This is a genomic window from Sinorhizobium sp. CCBAU 05631, from assembly GCF_002288505.1.
Classification (GTDB): Bacteria; Pseudomonadota; Alphaproteobacteria; order Rhizobiales; family Rhizobiaceae; genus Sinorhizobium; species Sinorhizobium fredii_C.
In genome coordinates, this window is sequence record NZ_CP023064.1 from 602,006 (window position 1) to 622,596 (window position 20,591).

A 20,591-nucleotide genomic window follows, 5' to 3' on the forward strand; every position below is an offset into this window, starting at 1 on the left:
CTGGTTCGACGAGCCTTGTGAGGTCGAGCCGAACCGGCGAAGTCGAATTCGTCCTGTCATTACCTGGCCTCCGCATGCGGCTGATCGTCCGGGAGAAAGATCCACCGAGGTCGGAACACGGTCTTGCGCGAGGTCGCTCCGCCCGCACCCGCCACCGAGTAGCGCTCCTCGAAAAGGCGAAGGTGATCCGATCCCCAGGAGAGCGCCTCGAGGCTGTCCTTGCCGTGCTCGGCGGTTGCGATGCCGGGCAGGATGACGAGCGACAAGAGGCCGGCCGCCATCGCCGGACGATAGAAGCGCCGTGCCGAGGCGATCCTGTTTTCCCGCCCATGGTGGAGGACGATGACGATCAGGAGCAGGCTGTAGATCGCCGCATTCATGATCGCCAGCAGGTAAAAACCCTTGGCCTCGCCGACATCCCCGATGCACAGCACCGGAAGGACCGCCGCGAGCGAGAGGACGCCATAGGGTGCGAGAACACGCAGCGGTAGCGGGTCGACTTCCGACGTTCCCTTCGGGGTGACGCGGAAATCGACGAAGGATCCCGTGAGCCAGTCGCGAACGGCAGCCAGCGTGCCGGCCAGCGCCCAGGGCCAGCGGGCAAAGAGGAAGAGCATGCATTCCCAGCTCAGGATCTTCGCGTCGAAGGGCCGGAAGGTTCCGATTGCCCGCCAGCGATGGGCCATCAGGATCAGGACGATCGAAAGCGGTGCGAAATGCGCCAGGAAATCGGGGTAGGTGACGGCGATGAGGCTTTCGCCGCGGGCAAGCGCGATGACCGGCATCGCGAACATAAGCGCCATGAAGAACGCAAAGAGCGGATACCAGAGCTGCGAGAACAGGAACTGGAACTTGAGCCGCAGCGGCAGCTTGCCAACGAGGCGCGGGGAATACTGCAGGAGCAGCATGACCAGGCTGCGCGACCACTGGAACTCCTGGGTGACCAGATCGGCGAAGGTGCGCGGCCCATCGCCGTGGGCGATCGCCTCGAGCGCATGCACGCCGCGCCAGCCGGCCGCATTCATCATCAGCGTCGTCGAATGGTCTTCGGCAAGCTCGGGGCCGAGGCCGCCGATCTGCTTGAGGGCGGCGGTGCGGACGGCGTAGTGCGAGCCGATGCAGAGCGGCGCCAAGCCGCCATTATAGCCGGCCTGCAGCGCCCCGTGCATGCTCGCCTCCGCATGGAGCCTGCCGCGCGCCGCCCAGCTTTCGGCGGCGTTCCTGTCGCAGATGCTCGGAGCCGAAACGTAGCCCACTTTCGGGTCGGCGAAGGGACGCAACATTTCGAAAAGGTAGCCGGGTTCCGGAACATGGTCGGCATCGAGCTGGGCGACGAAGTCGTAGCGGCCGTAGCCGTAATGATCGTAAAAAAATGTGAGATTGCCTTCCTTGCAGCGCGTGCGCCGCGGCCAGGCGGTGCGGTGGTAGTCGGCGCGGCCCTTGCGAGTCGAGACGAACACGCCTTGCCTTCGGCACCAGTCGAGTGTTTCTGGCGAAGGGTCCTCGTCGGCAAGCCAGGTGTCGTGCGGCACATCCTGGGCAAGCATTGCCCTGAGAGTCTCGGCCACAACGGCAAAGGGTTCGGAGGGCGCTTTGGTGACGACCATGGCGACGCGGCTTTCGACCGGCAGCCGCAGCCGGCCGTTCGGCTTCCTCGCGCGATAGAAAATCGCGATGAAGTAGCCCGGCAGAAGGGTGATCCAGGCGAGGGTCGCCGTCGCCATGAGGCTCCCGACGATGTCCCAGTGGTGGCGCGGCTCCAGCCACCAGGCCCACAGATAGGCGAGCGCGGCAAGCCACATCGCCGCCCCGAGAAGGTATTCGGCCCGGCGATATCCGGTCAGCACTGGCACGAGCAGTGGTTCGTCGACCGTGTCCTCAGCGGCCATGCCGCCAGTCTTGACGTGGCGGGTCATTGACGCGCCTCGAGTCCGAAGAACGGGGCGGCGGTCCGCACAATGGTCTTTAGGTCGGAATAGCGCGGCGAGAAGCCCAGCACTTCGCGGGCGAGCTTCGAATCGGCGTAGAGAACCGGCGGATCGCCGGCCCGACGGGGACGGATCGCCACCGGCACGTTTTTTCCGGTAACCTCGCCGATCGCGCTCAGCACTTCCCGGACCGAGAAGCCGCGGCCGGATCCGAGATTGACGGCGAGGCTCCTGCCGCCCCCGGCAAGATGCCGATAGGCGAGCACATGCGCCCGGGCGAGGTCGGCGACGTGGATGTAGTCGCGCACGCAGGTCCCGTCGGTCGTCTCGTAATCATCACCGAAGACCTCGAGCTGGCCGATTCGGCCGGCCGCCGCCATCAGCGCCCTCGGTATGAGATGCGTCTCCGGATCGTGCCACTCGCCGAGATCGCCTTCCGGATCGGCGCCGCAGGCGTTGAAATAGCGCAGCGCCACGTAGGAGAGGCCAAAGGCGCCAGCGTAGTCCGACAGCATGTGCTCGGCGATAAGCTTCGTCCGGCCATAGGGATTGATCGGTCGCTGCGGCGTCGCCTCGTCGATCGGCAGCACGGCCGGCACGCCATAGGTGGCGCAACTCGACGAGAAGATCAGGTTGCCAAGCCCCGTCCGCCGGCAGGCGTCGAGCAGCGACAAGGTTCCGCACACATTGTTGTGGTAGTATTTCGCCGGATCGGCGACAGATTCGCCGACATAGGCGGAAGCGGCGAAATGGATCACCGCATCGGGCGCATAGCGCTCGATGATCTCGATGAGATGGGCCGAGTCGAGGATATCTCCCTCGATGAACGGTCCCCAGCGCACCGACGAGCGGTTGCCGGTCGTCAGATTGTCATAGGTGACGGGCTCGAAACCCTCAAGCCGAAGCAGCTTCGCCGTATGGCTGCCAATATAGCCGGCGCCGCCGGTTACGAGGATGCGGGGGATATCCATCAGGCAACCTCCATGAGTTCGTTCGCCTGGGCGAGGAGTGCATCGAAATGGCTGGTCGTGTGAACGAGGCCCGCTGCAAGTTCCACCTTGGGGCGCCAGCCGAGTTCCCGTTCGGCAAGCGAAATATCCGGCCGTCGTTGGCGGGGGTCGTCGACCGGCAAGGGTCGGTGGATGATCTTCGACCGCGAGCCGGTGAGTTCGATCACCTGTTCGGCGAGCGCGGCGATCGTGAATTCGCTGGGATTGCCGAAATTGATCGGACCGGTGAGCGATGCCGGCGAGGCCATCATGCGAATGAAGCCGTCGATTAGATCGTCTACGAAACAGAAGGAGCGGGTCTGCGAGCCATCGCCGAAGATCGTTATGTCTTCGCCCTTGAGTGCCTGGACGATGAAGTTCGACACGACGCGGCCGTCATCCGGGCGCATCCGCGGACCATAGGTGTTGAAGATGCGGACCACCTTGATCTCGACCTGACGGGTTTTGTGGAAGTCAAAGAATAGGGTTTCGGCGCAGCGCTTACCTTCGTCGTAACAGGAGCGCGGGCCGAAGGGATTGACGTTGCCCCAGTAGCCCTCCACCTGGGGGTGAACTTGCGGATCGCCATAGACTTCCGATGTCGAGGCCTGAAGGATGCGCGCGCCGTTGCGGGCCGCAAGCTCGAGCATGTTGAGGCTGCCGAGCACGCAGGTCTTCGTCGTATGGATGGGATCGGCCTGATAGTGCGGCGGCGAGGCCGGGCAGGCAAGATTGTAGATTTCGTCGACTTCAACATCGATCGGCTCGATGATGTCGTGGTCGACGAGACTGAAACCGTTGAAGCGCGTCAGAGATTCGATGTTCCGGCGCAAACCGGTCGAGAAATTGTCGGCGCAGATTACCTCGTGCCCTGCCTCGAGAAGCAGTTCGCAAAGATGTGACCCGAGGAAACCTGCGCCGCCAGTTACCAGAATCCGTCGCCGGATAGCCGGACTACGCAATACTTTATCCTGTTCGTCAAATTTATCTGAATTTCCACTGATTACATTTTCAAAATATTCCATACGTGTCCCCAAAAACCAATAAACCAACTTTATAATAATTTCACTCGGACAGTATGATTTGGTAATTTAAATTATATACAAGCAATATGGTTTCACCGCTTTTACTCAATACTTAGCGATGACTATGAATGTATGATTACAACCGCTCGGGGCGATTGTCATTATCCTGCAATCCCGATAGTTATCGGGCCGTGCATTTCTACTAAAAATGGCGTAGAACTGGGTTCTGCTAAGTGCTGGGTGGGCCCTGCACGACGCCATACGACGATGCGGCCGTGTAGGTAACTACCCTCAAGACGTGTAATCGCCTGCATTCGAGGGCGGGAGAGTCTGTATGCGTGATCGTCCCACGGGGCCGGGCTCGGAAGAGGATGAAGCTGTCGCGCCTGCAACGCAGCCGCAGCCGGAACGCCGCCGTTGGCCGCGCGACGCTCCCATTGAAGCGTCGCGCTCCGCAGCGTCGCCGGCATTGACGCCTCTGCATTTCTCGACTCGAAACCTGCGACCGGACGAGCAGTTTCAGGCCTGGCGAGCCCACATGGCGCCCTTGGTCGAGGTCAGATTGCCGGACAATATTCCGCCCGAGGACGGGTTTGTCGCGGAACAGACCGCATGGCATTGCGGCAATCTGCTCATCGTCCAACAGCGCGCGCCGGGGCACAGCTACCTCCGCCCGCAGGCGATGTTGCGCGCCAGCCCGATCGACCACTGGTATGTGGAACTGCTTCGCAGCGGCATGACCTGGACGGAGGTTGACCGCCGCGTTGCCGAGAACGGGCCCGGCAGGCTGGTGTTCCGCTCGCTCGGCTACCCGTTCCGCGGCCGGGCGACGGCGGCGGAATCCGTTCTTCTCTTCATGCCCTACGAGCTATTCGCCGACGATGCCGCCGTGTTCGGCGAAACCAACAATCTGGTCTTGTCGGGCAACCTCGCCGATCTGTTGATCAACTACATCAACGGCATCGAGCCGCGCCTCGATCGCTTGACGGCGGAGGAGATACCGCGGATCGTCCAAACGGTGCACGACATGGTCGTCGCCTGCGTCGCTTCGTCGGCGAGACCCGATGCCGGCGGGTTGCAGACCAACAAGGGAATGATGGAGCGGGCCCACCGCTATATTCATCTCAACCTGCACTCCGCCGAGCTTACGCCGGATGCAATTGCCCGGGCGATCGGCGTCTCGCGCACCCGGCTCTACCAGCTCTTCGAAGCGAGCGGTGGCGTTCTCAACTATATCCGCAGGCGCCGGCTGCAGCAGGCGCATGCAGCACTCAGCGATCCGGCCGACAGCCGGCCGATCGCCGAGATTGCCGAGGCCGCCGGATTCGACGTCGCCGCCAATTTCACCCGCGCCTTCAGCCACGAATTCGGGGTGAGCCCGCGGGAAATCAGAAAGGCCGCGGCGACCGAACGCCCAGTCGCGCCAGCTGTTCCGGCCGGGAGACACCGTGGATCGACGATCGGCGATTGGCTGAAGGCGCTCGGCACCTGATCGAATGTGAGTTCGGGCTGGTCCAATGGGCGTGATGCGATCGTGCTGCCCGGTTTCAGCCGAGCCGGAGGTCAATGCCGGGGTGCAATTTCTTGAGGTTCGGCAGGGATTTCGACTGCCAGGGAAACTCCGAACTCCCGCGCACGGTGAACTGGATGTTCGGCCGCTTGCGGGCCTCGATCGTCAGCTTGGCAAGCAGGTTGATGCCGGACGAATTGAGAAACTGCAAGCCGGTGACGTCGACCGTCAGGCGGTCCGGCTCGGTTTCGAGAATGCTCATCACCAAGGAATATATAGGGGCGTAGGCCTCCGTGCTCGGCAGCCGCATGGTGCCGTCGAAGTATATGTCCTTGCCCTCCGACCAAACGCGATACTCTTCTTCCTTGATTTCCATGTTTTTCGTTGCCCATCAATTCGAGGGTTCGGGGACTGTAATCGATGCATAGGTCTCCAGCGGGATACGGCTCCCCTTTTCGCCGGTTCCGAAGACCCAGGCGAAATGAGCGCCATAATCGCTCATGAGCGTCAGAAGGCCAAGTCCGGAGCCGCTCGGGCTATCCCCCGATGCATTCTCTTCAATCCGTTTGATCAGAAGCTCGCCCGGATCCCCCGTGGTGATCTCGGACAGCAGATGCTGAAACCGCTGCGCCGTGTCCTTGTCGACAAAATTGGAGACCTTGGCGCGAAAGGCATTGGACGCCACCGCAGCCTCGACGACGATTTCCCCCGAGGCCCGGAACTTCACCGCATTCTCGATGAGCTCGTTCGTCAGATAGCCGACATTGTGGCGCACCTCCTTGTAGAGGTTGCGGGATGTCCGATAGCGCAAGGCGACGAACTCGGCGACGAAATCCGAGGTCATAGCGCAGTGCTTCCAGCTCAAGTCGAGCGGGCCTTCGAACAGGCGAAGCGTTGTCACGTTTTCGCCCGTACCGATGGCGAGGTCTGCCATTCCATATAAGGTCGTCATCCGCTTACCTGTGTCTCATCACTACGACTGTTATATCGTCGTGGATCTTGTGTGCGCCGATATGCGTCATCAGATCCTCGATAATCCCTGCTTTGACGTCCTCGGCGCTCTGGCCGTGGCGGCGACGCGCACTTTCGCAAAGCCGCTCAATGCCGAAAAACTCTCCGTTCGGCCCCTCCGCCTCGGTCACGCCATCGGTGTGGAGGATGATCATGTCGCCTTTGGCAAAGGCGATCTCCTGCGTTGCCACAAAGGCGGAGATGTCGGGCTCCAGGCCGATCGGCAGACCAAGATCGATCGTGTCGATCCGCTCGACCTTTCCGGCGCCGCGGACGACGATGAGTTCCTCATGCTGGCCCGATAGCATCAGGCTCTTGCCGTCATAGTCCAGGAAGGCAAGCGAGAGGTGCTTGTTGGCGTTGGTCCTGACGATGTTCTTGTAGAGGGCGCGGTTGACCCGATTGAGGAATTGCGACGGATCCATGTCGCCGGCCTCCTGCAAGGCCCGCGCCACCGATTGAACCATCAGCATCAGCACGCCGCTTTCGAGCCCGTGCCCGGTCACGTCGCCGATGCCGATCTTCAGCCGCTCTCCGTCCCTCAGCACGTCATAATAGTCGCCGCCCACCTCGTCGGCGGGGCGCATATAGGCGGCAATTTCCAGGTCGGAAATCTCCTCAAGCTCGCTAGCCCTCGGCAGCACCATCAACTGGATGCGGCGCGCGACGTCAAGTTCGGCGCTCAGGCGCACGTTCTCGCTTCGCAATTGCTCGTTGAGCGCCGAGATCTGCAGGTTCGCCTCTTCGATTTCCTTCGTCCTATCCTCGACGAGCTGCTCCAGGTTCTCGGTGTGGTAGCTGATCTGCTCGGCCATGCGGTTGAAGGCGGCACCCGCTTCGCCGACCTCGTCGCGCGTCGAAATATCGACCCGGACGGAATAGTCCTTGGTCTGGATGCGCCGGGCCGCGTCGGCGAGCGCGCTGATGCCGCCGGTGATGCGCTTCGATATGGCGAACACCGCCGAGGTGACGAAGAGCAGCGACACGAGCAGCGCCAGGACCTGATAGATCAGGATCCGGTTGGTCGCTTCGGTGATGCCGGCCTGCGCGGCGAAGAGCGAGGCGTAGATCTCCCGCTCGGGCACGACAATGCCGAGCAGCATGGATTCGCGCCGGACGGGGCCGGAAAACCAGAGATTGGTCGGCTGCAGCTGTTTCAGAACGACGAGATAGGGCACCTTCTCGCCGTTCTCGTCGAGCAGGACGTGCTGCAGCAGGCCATCCTGGTTCAGCGGCAGCTTGGCGATCGCGGCTTGCGCGCTGTTTCGCAACGAGCGATCGAGACCGGTCACCCCCTGGCTGCTGGTGTCGCTCGACGACTGAAGGCCGATCACCTTTTCGCCGACCGGATTGATGGCGACGACATTGCCGTCCGACATGGTGAGGAAGCCGAAGCCGTTGTCGGCGACCCGAACGTTCTCGACGATCTCCGCCAGCTGGTCGAGGGTAATATCGGCGCCGGCGGCACCCGCGACTTGGTCGCGGTCGCGTGACCAGAGAGGCTGGAAGAAGCTGACGATCAGCTTGCCGGTGATCGCATCCGTATAGGGCGCCGTCTGGGTGATGTCGCTGTTCACCGGCCGGGATGCGGGGTTCTTTGCCCATTGCTCCCACGATTCGTAGAGGCCCGGGAAGAAAAACGGCCAGAACTCGGCCTGGTTATGGCCAGGATACAGCCGGTCGAAGGTCTGGGCCTGTTCCGTATAAGGGGCCGTGCGGAAGATCGGCCGCTCCTTCGGGCCGATATAATACATCTGCAGCTTCGATTGACCGTTGGCGAGGAGGCTCGGAGCGACCAGGTCGAGGACGGCGCTGTTTTCGATATCCGTCTGCACCTCCGGCAGGGGGACGTGGTTGGCGTCGAGCAGGTATCCCCAGACGCTGACGACCGACAGCGGCCCCGGCAGGTTCTGGGCCCATCCGCCTTTCGCATCATAGGTGACCGTCACGGCGCCGGGGGCGCCGCGGGACATCGCCTCGCCGATCTGCGACTTTCTGACCGGGCGGTCGATCTGCGCCTGGAGCACGCCGGCGAGCGTGCCGACGTCGGAATGAACCTGGTTAAGAAGCAGGTTGACGCGTGCGGCAGTCGTTTCCGCATAGGAACGAATATAGTCCTGATTGGCCTTCTCCAGACCCTGGCCGACCTCGGTCGTCGCATCGCGCGACAGGCGCTGCACGTTGAAGAGCGCAAGTCCCCCGGTGACGAGCAGGTCGAACAGCACAGCGCCGCCGACCACGAGGATGAATTTGGCGCGGAACGAACGCAAACCGAAGCGGCTGATTTTGAACTGGTTCATAGCGGCTTGCGCCCTGATGCTGCCCAGATCGGCCAGCCAGCGTAGCCCTTGGGATGCTGGGCCGCAAAGATATGGTCGCGGAAGCCCTGGCGGAAGCGCTCGATGAACTCCGGAGGATCGCCGCGCTTCACGGCCATCTCGCCGGCATAGACGTTCTCCCAAGCGGTGATGATGTCGGCGAAGTCCTGCGGGTCGCCGTCCTGGTTGGTGACCATGAAGGACTCGACGAGAATGTCGTCGAAGCCGGCATCGGCGAGATAGCGGCGGCTCTTCGGTCCGAGCTCCACGTCCATCTCGAAATGGGCGAACAGCTTGGCGACCTCGTTATAGGTCCACTGGATGCTCTGCGCCCGCGGTTCGCCGAGGCAGTGCGAATTCTTCTCATTGGTGATGTAGACGCGTCCGCCCGGCTTGCAGATTCGGTAGAGCTCCTTCAGCAGGAGGTCCGGTTGATTGAAGATCTGCAGCGAATGGCGACAGGTCACCAGGTCGAACTGGTTGTCCTCGAGCAGCATTTCGGACGCGTCGCCATAGGAATATTCGATATCCGAGATGCCGAAATTCGACGCCACGTCGCGGGCATAGGCGAGGCTTGCCTTCGAGTGGTCGAGTGCCACGATACGTGCCGGCTGGAACTCCTTGCGCACCAGCACCGCGAAGTCGCCGATGCCGCAGCAGATGTCGGCCATGGTGATCCCCGGGCGCATGCCGTGCCGCGGCAGGATCTTGCGCTCGTGGCGCCACGTCATCTTGGTTTGCGTGCGCAGGATCGGAATGAAGCTGGTGTCTTCGACGAAGGCCTGGCCCGGATAGAATTTCGAATCATAGACCTCGACGCTGATCTGCGGCTCGATCTTGCCGAGATGGCGGAACATCCGTTCGGTCCAGCCGACGACGCTCGAGGTGACGACGACGAAGCGGATGTCCGAGCGCGTGCGGCAGGCGTCCAGAACCACGCGCGAAAAGGCGTGGAAGGCCGTATTGTTCATCTGCGCGAGGCGCTTCACATTGATGTAAAGGACGCCGCGGGCCTCTTCGATGGCGTTCCTGAACATCGAAATGCTTTGAGCAATCTCGTCGACCGAGCGCGGCCGGACGACGCCGGCAAAGGAGAACTCCTGGCTGTTGGCATCGAATTCTGCCTGGAAGGGCGCTGCGAGCATTGCCGTACTCAACTGACAATTCCTTCAAGGGGGAGATCCACAACGATGGTAATCGACGGCGGGTCCTGTTCCTCGAGACGAATCTCGGCATCGAAATTGATCGCCAGGTCCAGGAGCACCACCTCCCGGCTTGGTGCGAGATCGGTTGAAAGAGCGTCCAGATAACGGGCGTATGCGTCGTTCCCGTTAGTTCTGGCGACCGCCTCGCGGAAGAACTGCCGCTGGCCCGGCGGGCACGGAAAGGAGAGTTTCACACGCTCCTTCGGGCCTTGCCGATAGACTGCGCAGCCGATGCGGCCCTCCGGCGAGCCGCCGCGAAACGACACTTCCAGGAGTTCGTTGAGCGCGGAGGAGAAGAAGTTCGAATGTCGCAGCGGGTCGGTACGGTTGTGGCTGATCATCCGTGCCATGTAGGTCGACAACTGATCGCAATGGTGCCAATCGGACAGGAAGGTCCCCATCTCCATCTCGAACTGAAGCAGGGGCTCGAACTTCGTTTCCGTTGGCTGCCTGTGGGCTGCGTTCATGCTGCTTTCTCCGACTGCATGAGCGAATCCTGATTCGCTCACTCTCCCATGACTATAACGGACGGGCGTCGATCGCCAGAATACTCCAGGTTGCGTCGAGCCCCGTCAGGTCCTGAGAGCGCCTGCCAGGGGGATCGCCCCCGACTTGCGCAGGAAATCGCCGATAGCCGCTGCAGGGAGCGGGAAGCCGAGGAAATAGCCCTGCAGCCGGTCGCAGCCCTCCTTCTGAAGCCAGGCGGCCTGGCCTTCCGTCTCCACGCCCTCGGCCGTCACATCCATGCCAAGGCCGTGGGCCAGCGCGATAATCGAGCGGACGATCGTCTGGCTCTTCTCGTCGTGCTCAAGATCCTTGATGAAATACTGGTCGATCTTGATCGTGTCGAAGGGGAAGTTTTTAAGATAGCTCAGCGAAGAGTAGTAGGTGCCGAAGTCATCGAGTGAAATCTGAACGCCGAGCAAGCTCAAGGTGTTGAGCGTATCGAGATTGTTGATGGTGCGTTCGAGCAGCACCGATTCGGTGATTTCCAGTTCGAGGCGGTCGGCGCGGATCCCCGTCAGATCGAGGATCTGGGCGACGCGATCGGTAAGGCCCTCGTGCAGGAATTCCGCCGGCGACAAGTTGACCGCAACCGTGAAATGCGACGGCCAGGTCATCGCGGCCCGGCAGGCCTGCTCCAGCATCCACTGGCCGATTTCGCTCATCAGCCCATCGGCTTCCGCCATCGGAATGAAGACGCTCGGCGGGATGATGCCGACCAGCGGATGACGCCACCGCAACAGCGCCTCGAAGCCGACGACAGAGGCGCGCGGCTTCACAAAGGGCTGGAATTCGATGAAGAACTGCCCCTCCTGGAGGGCGGTGCGCAGACTGCGGCGCAGCATTTCGCGCTGTTCGAGCACGATCAGCATCGATCGCGTGAATGTCCTTGCCCGGCCGCGGCCATCTTTCTTCGCCGCATAGAGCGCGATGTCGGCGGCCTTCATCAACTGTTCGATTTCGTTTCCGTCCGCCGGGGCGATCGCGATGCCGACGCTCGCTCCAACGAACAGGTTGATGCCGTCGACGGCGAACGGCTCCCTGAAAGCGTTGACGATCGCCTCGGCGAGCCGCTCGGCCTCCCTCGGCTGCTCCAGTTTCCACTGGATGACGGCGAACTCATCGCCGGCCAGCCGATAGGCACGCTCACGATCTCCGAGCACGCCCTTGATCCGTTCCGCCGCCATCTTCAGGACCGTGTCCCCGGCGCCGTGCCCGAGCGTGTCGTTGATCGGTTTGAAGTCGTCGAGGTCGATCTGCATGAGCGCCAGTTTCGCGCCGCTTGGCACCGGCAGGGCATCCCGCAATTGGTCACTGAACTGCCGGCGGTTGGGCAGTCCGGTCAGAACATCGTGGGTCGCCTGGTGGAGCAGCAGCGCGCGATCGCTTTCGCTCGGGCTGGAGGTCTCGCGGCAGGTGGAGTCGCTTTTCGCTTCCACGACACCAATGCCGCGATCGGTACGAAAGACGACCAGGGTGCGGTGGACGCGGCCCTTGGCATCGGTAATCTCGACGCTGCGCGGAATACCGTTCGTGACGACGAAATCGACCGCGGCCTTAGGCCTCGGCGCCAGGAGCTCGGGATAGACATGCCACAGGGTCGCCTCAACCAGGGAGTCGACCGAGGAGGCGTTCCGTTGCGGCATCGAGCAATCGAGGAGCTGGAAGCTATCGTCGTAAAAGGAGATGAGCTCGTCGGTGTGGGCTAGGAAGTCGCTCTCGACGGAAGATGAGGCAGACTTCGTCGCATCCGCGTCAGGCATGCTGGCCTCCGTTCCCTTTCCACTGCACTCGCGTGAATTGTGCCGCTCTGGTGGCCGACGACGATATTGCCCTTGACCGAACGCAATCCTGTCACTCGATGCAACCCTTCGTTCAGAAATTATCGCGGTCATTTTCCTGGTCAATGCCGCGTGCTCGACGAGCCACCGTTTTCTGAAGGTGCTTGCGCCGGCGGCATCGGTCGGAAACGTCGAGCTTGCGCGGCCAAACATTGGTTTTTTTATGTTCTCACTACCAAAACCTGCAATTTTTGAGGGTTGTTCAACGCTGAATGACGCTAAATGCTGACGAGTGACAGCAGCCGAAATCGTGCCGGCGACGTGCGCCTAAGTCGACCGATGGAGCGTACCGGCTGCGTGGGAACTGGTCTGGGCATTGAGTAAGGGCGGCCAAGGTGATCCTGAACCATCGTGTTACGCGTGTTTCGGTCGGCATTCTGCTCCTGGCGGTCGCCATTGCCGTGCTGCTCCCCGACTTGACCGGCTATACCAGCCTGGACGGCACGGTCAACGCCCGCTTCGCGATCATCAATGCGCCCATCGATGGCGAGATTTCCAAGCCTCCGCCGAGGATCGGCACGCCTGTCACGGAAGGCGAATCCCTCGCCGTCATCCGCAACGATCGCGTCAACCGCGCCATTCTTGCGTCGCTTCGCGCCGAGCATGGCACGGCGGTCGAGCGTGTCACGGCACTGCGTCGCGAGCGCGACGCGCTCGCCCTGCTGCGAGACGAACTCGGCCAGCGGATGGGTGTCTTTCAGAGCGCGACCATCGCCAGCCTGGAGCGGGAGCTCGAAATTCTGCAGAAGCGCGTCGAGGTATCGCGTGCCCAGGACGTGGTGGCGAAAGTCGACCTCGATCGTCGCCAGGAGCTGGAGTCGAAGGGGATATTCACGCGCAAGATGGTGGAGGCGGCCGAGGCCGCCGGCGCAGCAACGGGAGGCGAGGTCGAGATCAGCAACCTGACTGTCGATTTGCTGCAGCAACGCCTCGAGGCAGTCCGACAGGGCATTTTTGTCCTGGGAGACGGTCAGAACGACGTGCCCTATTCACGGCAGCGCCAGGACGAGGTGATCGTTCGCATCAACGATCTCGACACCCGCATTGCCGAGAATGAGACGCGGGCAAGTCAGGCGGCGCAGCAGATGACTGAGGAGGAGAAGCGCGTCCGCAGCCTTGAGTCGGCAACCGTCCCTTCTCCGTTCAGCGGTGTCGTCTGGAGCAGGAACGTTGTCAGCGGTTCCAACGTCGTTCTGAACAACGAGATGATGCGCATTCTCGACTGCCGCGAATTGTTCGTCGATATTCTCGTACCGGAGGTTGACTACGACGAGATCTATCCCGGCCGCGAAGCGGAGGTCCGGTTGTTCGGCCGCGGAGATGTCTTCAAGGGCAAGGTACAGGCCGTCAAGGGCAGTTCCGCGGTCGTGGAAAAAGACTCGCTTGCCGCCAACGAGCCGGAAACCGAAGAGCGCAGTGCACGGATCCGCGTCGCGCTGACGCCGTCGGCGCTCAACACCGATTTTGCCAATTTTTGCCAGGTGGGACGCACGGCGCAGGTGCGGTTCTCCAAACGCAACATCCGTCTGACGCGTTGGTTTGAAAGCCTGTGGTTCAATCTCTTCTAGCGCTCGCGCCGACCTTGTTGGTCATCGCCTTCTTCCTGCTCGGGCCATCCAATTGGTCGCGTCATCAAAGCCGGGCGAGGGCGATTACCTGTGCGTTCGTCGCGGCCGTGGCATTGCGCTACATGATCTGGCGTTTCACCGAAACGGTTCTCCCCTATCCGAATGACGGCGCGAATTTCTATTGGGTCTGGTTCGTGTTCATCGTCGAGCTGCTCGCCTTTTCCGAGGTCGTGCTGTTCCTCATCCTGATGAGCCGCTATATCGACCGCAGCGTCGAGGCGGACGAGCTTGCGCGGCCGTTCTTCGCGCGGCCGGAGAGCGAGCTGCCAAGCGCCGACATCTTCATTCCCACCTACAACGAACCGCTCGACGTGCTGGAACGAACGATCGTCGGTGCGCTGGCGCTTGACTATCCGAAAGACAAGCTCGCGGTCTATGTGCTCGACGACGGGCGGCGCGATTGGCTCAGGACCTTTTGCGAAGGGCGGGGCGCCATTCACGTGACGCGCAACGACAACGCCCATGCCAAGGCCGGCAACATGAACAATGGCTTGCGGGTCAGCTCCGGCGACTTCATTGCCGTCTTTGATGCGGACTTCGTCCCCTATCGCCGCTTTCTGCGGAGGACATTGCCATTCTTTTTGGACGAGACCATCGGCATCGTGCAGACGCCGCAGCATTTCTTCAACGTCGATCCGGTGCAATCGAACCTCGGTCTCGAAAATATATGGCCGGATGAACAGCGACTGTTTTTCGACGAGATCGCGCCGAGCCGGGACGGCTGGGACGTGAGTTTCTGCTGTGGTTCCTGTTCGATCGCGCGCCGCACGGCGGTCGATATGATCGGCGGCTTCCCGACCGAGTCGATCACCGAAGATCTGCTGACGACGCTTTCGATGCTCAACAAGGGCTACAAGACCCGCTATCTCAACGAACGGCTGTCGATGGGCCTCGCGGCTGAGAACCTCACCGGCTACTTCGTCCAGCGCGAACGCTGGTGCCAGGGCGGAATCCAGACGCTCTACCTGCATAACGGTCCCCTGCGTGGGCCGGGCCTCTCGCTCTTCCAGCGCATCATGTTCCTGCCGATGTCCTGGCTGGTGCAATATCTGGTCCGTTTCGCCGTGCTTCTCGTACCGATCGTCTATCTCTGGTTCGGCGCCCTGCCGCTCTATTTCACCGATGTTGCCGACTACGTTTCGAACCAGATACCGCTGCTGACCGCCTATTTCCTGCTGATGCTCTGGCTGGCGCCGACCCGCTACCTGCCGCTGGTCTCCACCGCCGTCGGCACGTTCGCCACCTTTCGCATGCTGCCGACGGTGCTTTCGAGTCTGGTGCGGCCGTTCGGCAAGCCTTTCAAGGTGACCCCGAAGGGCAGCGGCAACGAGGAAAACCAGTTCGATGCCTATACCTTTACCTGGATCGCAGCCTTCATCGTCGTCACGGCGGCAGGGCTACTGATCAACATCGTTCCGGAGACGGCACATATCGAGGGGTCCTTCTCGACGATTGCGGCGCTCTGGTCGGGCCTCAACGTCGTCGTCCTCGTGATCGCCTCGCTGATCTGCTTCGAGAAGCCGCGCCGGCTTCTCCAGGCCTTCAAGCTCGACGAAGCCGCGGATGTCGACGGCAGCGCCGGGCGCCTGGTGAGCCTTTCGCTCGATAAGGCAGTTGTAGCGGTTCCCACCGAAACAAGGTTCAAGTCGACCCGCGTTACGTTGAACCTCGAAGGTTTCGCGCCGCTTCAGGCGGAGCTCAAACAGGTGACCCAGCGGCGCGGCGACATCAGCCGTTCCGGTGACCAGCGGCGCTATTACCTGCATCTCCACTTCGATCTGCGTGGCTTCGAGCGCGACAAGATGATCATCAAGCTCTATACCGGCAACTATTCCCAGGAGGTTCCGGATATCGACAAGGTGGCAGTTTCCGTAAATCTGATGCTGCGCGCCTTCGGCCGAACGCGCACCGCTTAATCACAGGACCTAGCTCGCCGCCGTGCCACGGCGCTGCCGCCCTTCGTCGAGTTCCAGTGAAAGCTGCATGCCGTGCTTGAGCGTGGGCAGCGGAAGTCCGAGCTGGATACGTCCGAATGCCTGTCTTCGCCGCTCCTGATCACGCTCCCGCTGCCTGCGGACCGCGGCGACTGCCGCCATTGCGCGCTCGATGACTTCTTCCGCATGGGTCATGGAAGCCTCCGGTTTGTTCATGATATGTTCTCATTTGCGGGTGGGCGTGTCAACCCTTCGGAAGTTTCGCGCTGGTCCGGCTTCATCGCGTGAAGGGGCGTCGCAGCATATCGGCGTCGTTGGGGATCGGGCTGCGCATCGCATTGGCGCCGAGGCCTTAAGGCTTGCGGATTGCCGCGCTGGTATGGTTTGAGTGGATGCACAGGCGGCTCGCCCGCCTGCCTTGGACCGGGGCATTGCGCTGCAGCAGCGGAACGGGATCGGATCGTGGAACGGAAAACCAATCTCAAGGACGTGGCGCGCGAGGCGGGGGTCTCGCTCAGCACGGCCTCGCACGCGCTGAACGGCACGGCGCCGCTGACCGTCGAGGTGCGCGAGCGGGTGCTCGAATCCGCGCGCAAGCTCGGCTATCTCGAGAGCCGGCGAAAAAAGGCGACGATCGCCACAGTGCGTGTCGTTCTGCTCGCCCTGACGAGTGACGCGGCGCCGCAGAGCGACCTCAACATGGTGAGCTGGACGATCCTCAACGGTGTGCGGCGCGAATGCGAGCGGCGCGGAATCCGCATCGTCCCCTTCGTCAGCGCCAACACCCGCCTCGATCCCGCCGAGGTGCGCACCGCGGCGGAGGAGGAGAATGTCGACGGCATCTTGGTGCTCAATGATGACAGGCCGGAGCTCATCCGGGCGTTTTCGACGCTTGCCAAGCCGATGGTCATCCTCAACGGCGAGGATCCGTCGATGCTGGTCGATACCGTCACGGTCGAAAACCGGTTCGGAGCGCGGCTCGGCACCGAGCATCTGCTCTCGCTCGGCCACCGCCGCATCCTGCACCTGACTTGGCAGGGCCGCACGACGATCCGCCGGCGCTATGACGGCTATGTCGATGCGCATCTGGTTGCCGGCCTGCCGGCCCCGGAGAACATGGTCGTGGTCGCCGAGAGCTATGTGCCGCGCCACGGCGAGCAGGTGATCCGCGCTCTCCTGCAAGCGGATGGCAAACTCAGGGGCGCCACGGCGGTCTTCTGCGCTGCCGACAACCTGGCGCTCGGCTGCCTGGACGCGCTCGCCGGGGCCGGTATCCGGGTGCCGGAGGATATGTCGGTGCTCGGCTTCGACGACATCGTGCCGGGCGAGTTCAGCGCGCCGCCGCTCAGCACCATCCAGATGCCGGCCGATCGCCTGGGCGCCGCGGCGCTTTCGCTGCTCGAGCAAAGATTGATCGCCAACGATCCGTTGCGCCCGGCGCATCGGCTCGAACTCGGTTGCCGCCTGATCCTGAGGGGCAGCATCGCGCCGCCCCCGAGATCGGCGAAATAGTCCCTACTTCATGCCGGTTCCGGCGATGCCGGTGGTGATGTAGCGCTGCAGGAAGAGGAACACCAGCGTCACAGGTATGAGGCTCAGGAAGGTCATGGCGAGGATATAGTGCCATTGCACCGAGAACTCGCCCTGGAAGGCGTTGAGCCCGACCTGGAGGGTGAAGTTCTCGCGGCTGCTCAAGACGATCAGGGGCCAGAGGAAGTCGTTCCACCGCCAGAGCACCGAGAAGATCGCCAGAACCGCGAGCGCTGGGGCCGTCAGCGGCAGGACGATGCGCCAGAAGATTCGGAACTCGCTTGCCGCATCGACCCGCGCCGCCTCGATCAGCTCGTCCGGAATAGTCAGCATATATTGCCGGAGCAGGAAAACCCCGGTCGGCGAGGCGACCGTCGGGATGATGACGCCCCAAAGATTGTCGACGAGGCCGACGCCGACGATGACGAGATAGGCCGGCACCATCACCACGGTGAGCGGGATCATCAGCGTCGAGATGATCAGCACGAAGATCGCCTTGTCGCCGCGGAAGCGATATTTCGAGAGCGCGAAGGCGGCGAGTGCATTGACGATCAGCGTCAGGAGCGTCGCGACGAAGGTGACGAAGACCGAATTCTTGAGGAAGGTCAGGAAGTTGAAGCGGGTCAGCGGATCCGTATAGTTCTCCGTCGCGACCGTCAGCCGCTGCACCGGTGAAATGCTCCTCGTATCGACGCTGACGGGATCACCCGGATTGTCAGGATCGACCATCTGCGCCTTGAGGCCGATGCGGCGGACCATCGCCATTTCCCGGACCTCGCCGTCGACCGTGACGTTCCAGAGGCTCAAGGGCTTGTCGAACCCCTGAACCTCCACCTGCACGGCGGCGCGCGGCAGCAGTGTCGGCGGAAAGCGAGTGATTTCCGCCTCGGGTTTGAGCGACGACATGCCCGCCCAGAGCACCGGCACGAGCACGGCGAGCGTCCCGCCGATCAGCCACAGCCAGGAGAGAATGTCGGTAATGTCGATTCGGCCGGCGCGCCGGGTGCGGGTGAAAAAGCCGATGGCACTGACATTGGCGGACATGATCAGGACTCCACCTTCTTGCCGAGGCGCAACTGCACCAGGGTGAGCACCAGAAGCACCAGCCCCATGAGGACGGAGGCAGCCGAGGCAAGGCCGTAGAGCCTCAGGTCGCCGGCAAACGCCATCTGGTAGATGTACTGGACGATGAACGTGTTCGCCGTGCCCGGGCCGCCGCCATTGGTCAGCACCCAGGCCTCGTCGAAGATCTGCACCGAACGGATCATCAGCAGGATCAGCACGACGAGCAGGTTCGGGCCGAGGAGCGGCAGCGTGATGCGGAAAAGGGTGCGCGACGGCGTGGCGGCGTCGATTGCCGCTGCCTCATAGAGATCCTTGGGGATCGCCTGGAGGCCGGCGAGCAGGATCAGCGTATAGAAGCCCATGTGGAACCAGACCGAGACGACGACAACGAAGAAGCGCGACCAGCCGACGTCGAGGAGAAAGATTTCCGGCGGCACGCCGAGCATCTGCAGGAAGGCGTTGAGCAGCCCGTTGCGGTCGAGGAACCATTTCCAGATCAGCCCGATGACCACGGGCGACAGGAGAACCGGATAGAAGAACATCGCCCGGAAGAAACCACGCGCCGCAATTGCCCGGTTGAGGATCAGCGCCGTGACGAGGGCGACCAGAAGCGTTGCGGCGACATTGAAGCCGACGAACCAGAGCGTGTTCCAGATCGCCGTCCAGAAGAGCGATTCCTCGCAGCTTCCCGGCACCAGATAGCTGTCGCAGGTCAGCAGCTTGCGGAAATTGTCGAGGCCGACGAAGGGCCGGTTGGAGATCAGCAGATCGGCACCGCCGGTGAAGGCGTAGCCGATGGCGATGGCGATCGGCAGAAAGGTGAAGATTCCGAAGAGCACCAGGTTCGGCGCAAGGAAGAGATAGGGCATCCGCGCCTTGCCGATCACGCGCTCGACGGCGTTGATCGGTGCCTCGAAGAGCGCCATGACGAGGTCGAGCCCGCGGTCGGCGAGTCCTGCTGCTCTCGCCATGGTCAGGCCCTCCCGCTGATGCGGCCGAGGGCGAGCTCGCTTGCCGGATCGAAGACATGCAGGCGGCCATCCTGCGGCATGATCTTCAGAACGGCACCTTGCGGCGGGGCGAAGTGGCCGGGCCGGTGGACGATGACCTGCTCCGACTGTCCCTGGAGGTTGCCGTAGACATAGGTCTCCGTCCCGAGGCTCTCGTGATATTGCACCTCGAAAGGCAGGCCTTCGCTGTCGCAAAGGGCGAAATGCGCCGGCCGGATACCGGCAAGGACGTCCTGCCCGGCGGTGACGGTGGCGGGCTCCACATCGCTCTTGAGCAGGGTCGGGTAGCCGACGTCGATGGCGACGCTGCGATCGTCGCCGATCACGATCCGGCCCTTCAAGATATTCATGCGCGGCGAGCCGAGGAAGCCGGCGACGAAGAGATTGCGCGGATGATCGAAGAGCTCGAGCGGTGATCCGACCTGCTCGATGCGTCCGGCCCGAAGCACGACGATCTTGTCGGCCATGGTCATCGCCTCGACCTGGTCGTGGGTGACATAGATCATTGTCGTCTGCATGTCGCGATGCAGCTTGGTGATTTCGGCGCGCGTCTGGACGCGCAGCGCCGCATCGAGATTGGAGAGCGGCTCGTCGAAGAGAAAGATGTCCGGTTCGCGGACGATCGCCCGGCCGATCGCGACGCGCTGGCGCTGCCCGCCCGAAAGCTGCTTCGGCCGGCGCTCGAGATAGGGTTCGATCGCCAGCATGCGGGCCGCCTCGGCGATCCGCGCGTCGATCTCGGTCCGTTTGAACTTCAGGTTCTCGAGGCCGAAGGCGAGATTCTTACGCACGCTCATATGCGGATAGAGTGCGTAGGACTGGAAGACCATGGCGATCTTTCGTTCGGCCGGCGAGAGCGCCCCGACATCGCGGCCGCCGATCGCGATCGCGCCGGAGGTGACGTCCTCAAGACCGGCGATGATGCGCAGCAGGGTCGACTTGCCGCAGCCCGACGGGCCGACGAAGACGACGAATTCGCCATCGTCGATCTGAAGGTTCACGTCGTGCAGGACGTGAACGGTGCCGAACGCCTTGTTGAGGTTCGTAAGGTTGAGATCTCCCATCGCCTGCTCCCGGTATATCGCCATGCTTC

17 protein-coding genes are annotated in these 20,591 nt (G+C 62.4%); 4 read left to right on the forward strand and 13 right to left on the reverse strand.

What is annotated here, in order from left to right; translation table 11 throughout:
- Positions 1-59: 59 nt before the first annotated feature.
- Genes SS05631_RS22425 through SS05631_RS22435 form a run of 3 tightly spaced genes read right to left on the reverse strand, consistent with a single transcriptional unit; the run spans position 60 to position 3,942 of the window.
- Entirely contained in the window at positions 60-1,916 is a 1,857-nt protein-coding gene (locus SS05631_RS22425; protein WP_050988261.1) for a glycosyltransferase family 2 protein, read from the reverse strand.
- Positions 1,913-2,899, reverse strand: coding sequence for a UDP-glucose 4-epimerase GalE (gene galE / locus SS05631_RS22430; protein WP_037419550.1), 987 nt, complete (start codon positions 2,897-2,899; stop codon positions 1,913-1,915). Before galE ends, SS05631_RS22425 begins: the two co-directional genes overlap by 4 nt.
- Entirely contained in the window at positions 2,899-3,942 is a 1,044-nt protein-coding gene (locus SS05631_RS22435; RefSeq protein ID WP_050988262.1) for a UDP-glucuronic acid decarboxylase family protein, read from the reverse strand. The genes galE and SS05631_RS22435 overlap by 1 nt, the downstream gene beginning before the upstream one ends.
- A gap of 334 nt (positions 3,943-4,276) precedes the next feature.
- Between SS05631_RS22435 and SS05631_RS22440 the strand changes: the two genes are divergently transcribed.
- Positions 4,277-5,434 (forward strand): AraC family transcriptional regulator, encoded by a 1,158-nt coding sequence (locus SS05631_RS22440; RefSeq protein ID WP_037419556.1) that lies wholly within the window; start codon positions 4,277-4,279, stop codon positions 5,432-5,434.
- Positions 5,435-5,489: 55 nt separating this feature from the next.
- Here SS05631_RS22440 and SS05631_RS22445 read toward each other — a convergent pair whose 3' ends face one another.
- The 6 genes from SS05631_RS22445 to SS05631_RS22470 all read right to left on the reverse strand — a co-directional run bounded on the left by SS05631_RS22445 (position 5,490) and on the right by SS05631_RS22470 (position 12,253).
- Positions 5,490-5,828, reverse strand: coding sequence for a hypothetical protein (locus SS05631_RS22445; RefSeq protein ID WP_037419559.1), 339 nt, complete (start codon positions 5,826-5,828; stop codon positions 5,490-5,492).
- A gap of 15 nt (positions 5,829-5,843) precedes the next feature.
- A complete protein-coding gene (locus SS05631_RS22450) occupies positions 5,844-6,404 on the reverse strand; it encodes an ATP-binding protein (protein WP_037419562.1) in 561 nt (186 codons plus the stop codon).
- 4 nt (positions 6,405-6,408) lie between these two features.
- Positions 6,409-8,763 (reverse strand): SpoIIE family protein phosphatase, encoded by a 2,355-nt coding sequence (locus SS05631_RS22455; RefSeq protein WP_037419564.1) that lies wholly within the window; start codon positions 8,761-8,763, stop codon positions 6,409-6,411.
- A complete protein-coding gene (locus tag SS05631_RS22460) occupies positions 8,760-9,938 on the reverse strand; it encodes a class I SAM-dependent methyltransferase (RefSeq protein ID WP_037419566.1) in 1,179 nt (392 codons plus the stop codon). The genes SS05631_RS22455 and SS05631_RS22460 overlap by 4 nt, the downstream gene beginning before the upstream one ends.
- The gene (locus SS05631_RS22465) at positions 9,935-10,453 is read right to left on the reverse strand and encodes a hypothetical protein (RefSeq protein ID WP_037419567.1); all 519 of its coding nucleotides are present in this window, start codon (positions 10,451-10,453) and stop codon (positions 9,935-9,937) included. Before SS05631_RS22465 ends, SS05631_RS22460 begins: the two co-directional genes overlap by 4 nt.
- A gap of 105 nt (positions 10,454-10,558) precedes the next feature.
- Positions 10,559-12,253 carry an EAL domain-containing protein gene (locus SS05631_RS22470; protein WP_037419571.1) on the reverse strand — a complete coding sequence of 565 codons (1,695 nt, stop codon included), beginning with the start codon at positions 12,251-12,253 and terminating at the stop codon, positions 10,559-10,561.
- Positions 12,254-12,666: 413 nt separating this feature from the next.
- Between SS05631_RS22470 and SS05631_RS22475 the strand changes: the two genes are divergently transcribed.
- Together SS05631_RS22475 and SS05631_RS22480 are read left to right on the forward strand one after the other, a co-directional pair.
- Positions 12,667-13,899, forward strand: a complete 1,233-nt coding sequence (locus SS05631_RS22475; protein ID WP_037419575.1) for an efflux RND transporter periplasmic adaptor subunit — start codon at positions 12,667-12,669, stop codon at positions 13,897-13,899.
- The gene (locus SS05631_RS22480; protein ID WP_037419578.1) at positions 13,881-15,875 is read left to right on the forward strand and encodes a cellulose synthase catalytic subunit; all 1,995 of its coding nucleotides are present in this window, start codon (positions 13,881-13,883) and stop codon (positions 15,873-15,875) included. Before SS05631_RS22475 ends, SS05631_RS22480 begins: the two co-directional genes overlap by 19 nt.
- A 9-nt stretch (positions 15,876-15,884) precedes the next feature.
- Here the strand turns inward: SS05631_RS22480 and SS05631_RS22485 are convergent, their stop codons facing one another.
- Entirely contained in the window at positions 15,885-16,088 is a 204-nt protein-coding gene (locus tag SS05631_RS22485) for a hypothetical protein (RefSeq protein WP_037419741.1), read from the reverse strand.
- A gap of 267 nt (positions 16,089-16,355) precedes the next feature.
- Between SS05631_RS22485 and SS05631_RS22490 the strand changes: the two genes are divergently transcribed.
- Positions 16,356-17,405 (forward strand): LacI family DNA-binding transcriptional regulator, encoded by a 1,050-nt coding sequence (locus tag SS05631_RS22490; protein WP_037419581.1) that lies wholly within the window; start codon positions 16,356-16,358, stop codon positions 17,403-17,405.
- Positions 17,406-17,408: 3 nt separating this feature from the next.
- Here SS05631_RS22490 and SS05631_RS22495 read toward each other — a convergent pair whose 3' ends face one another.
- Genes SS05631_RS22495 through ugpC form a run of 3 tightly spaced genes read right to left on the reverse strand, consistent with a single transcriptional unit; the run spans position 17,409 to position 20,562 of the window.
- Positions 17,409-18,467: a carbohydrate ABC transporter permease gene (locus tag SS05631_RS22495; protein ID WP_037419584.1), complete on the reverse strand. Its 1,059-nt coding sequence runs from the start codon at positions 18,465-18,467 to the stop codon at positions 17,409-17,411.
- Positions 18,468-18,469: 2 nt separating this feature from the next.
- On the reverse strand, positions 18,470-19,459 hold the full coding sequence (locus tag SS05631_RS22500) for a sugar ABC transporter permease (RefSeq protein ID WP_037419587.1): 990 nt from the start codon (positions 19,457-19,459) through the stop codon (positions 18,470-18,472).
- A gap of 2 nt (positions 19,460-19,461) precedes the next feature.
- Positions 19,462-20,562, reverse strand: a complete 1,101-nt coding sequence (gene ugpC, locus SS05631_RS22505) for a sn-glycerol-3-phosphate ABC transporter ATP-binding protein UgpC (protein ID WP_037419590.1) — start codon at positions 20,560-20,562, stop codon at positions 19,462-19,464.
- Positions 20,563-20,591 lie beyond the last annotated feature (29 nt).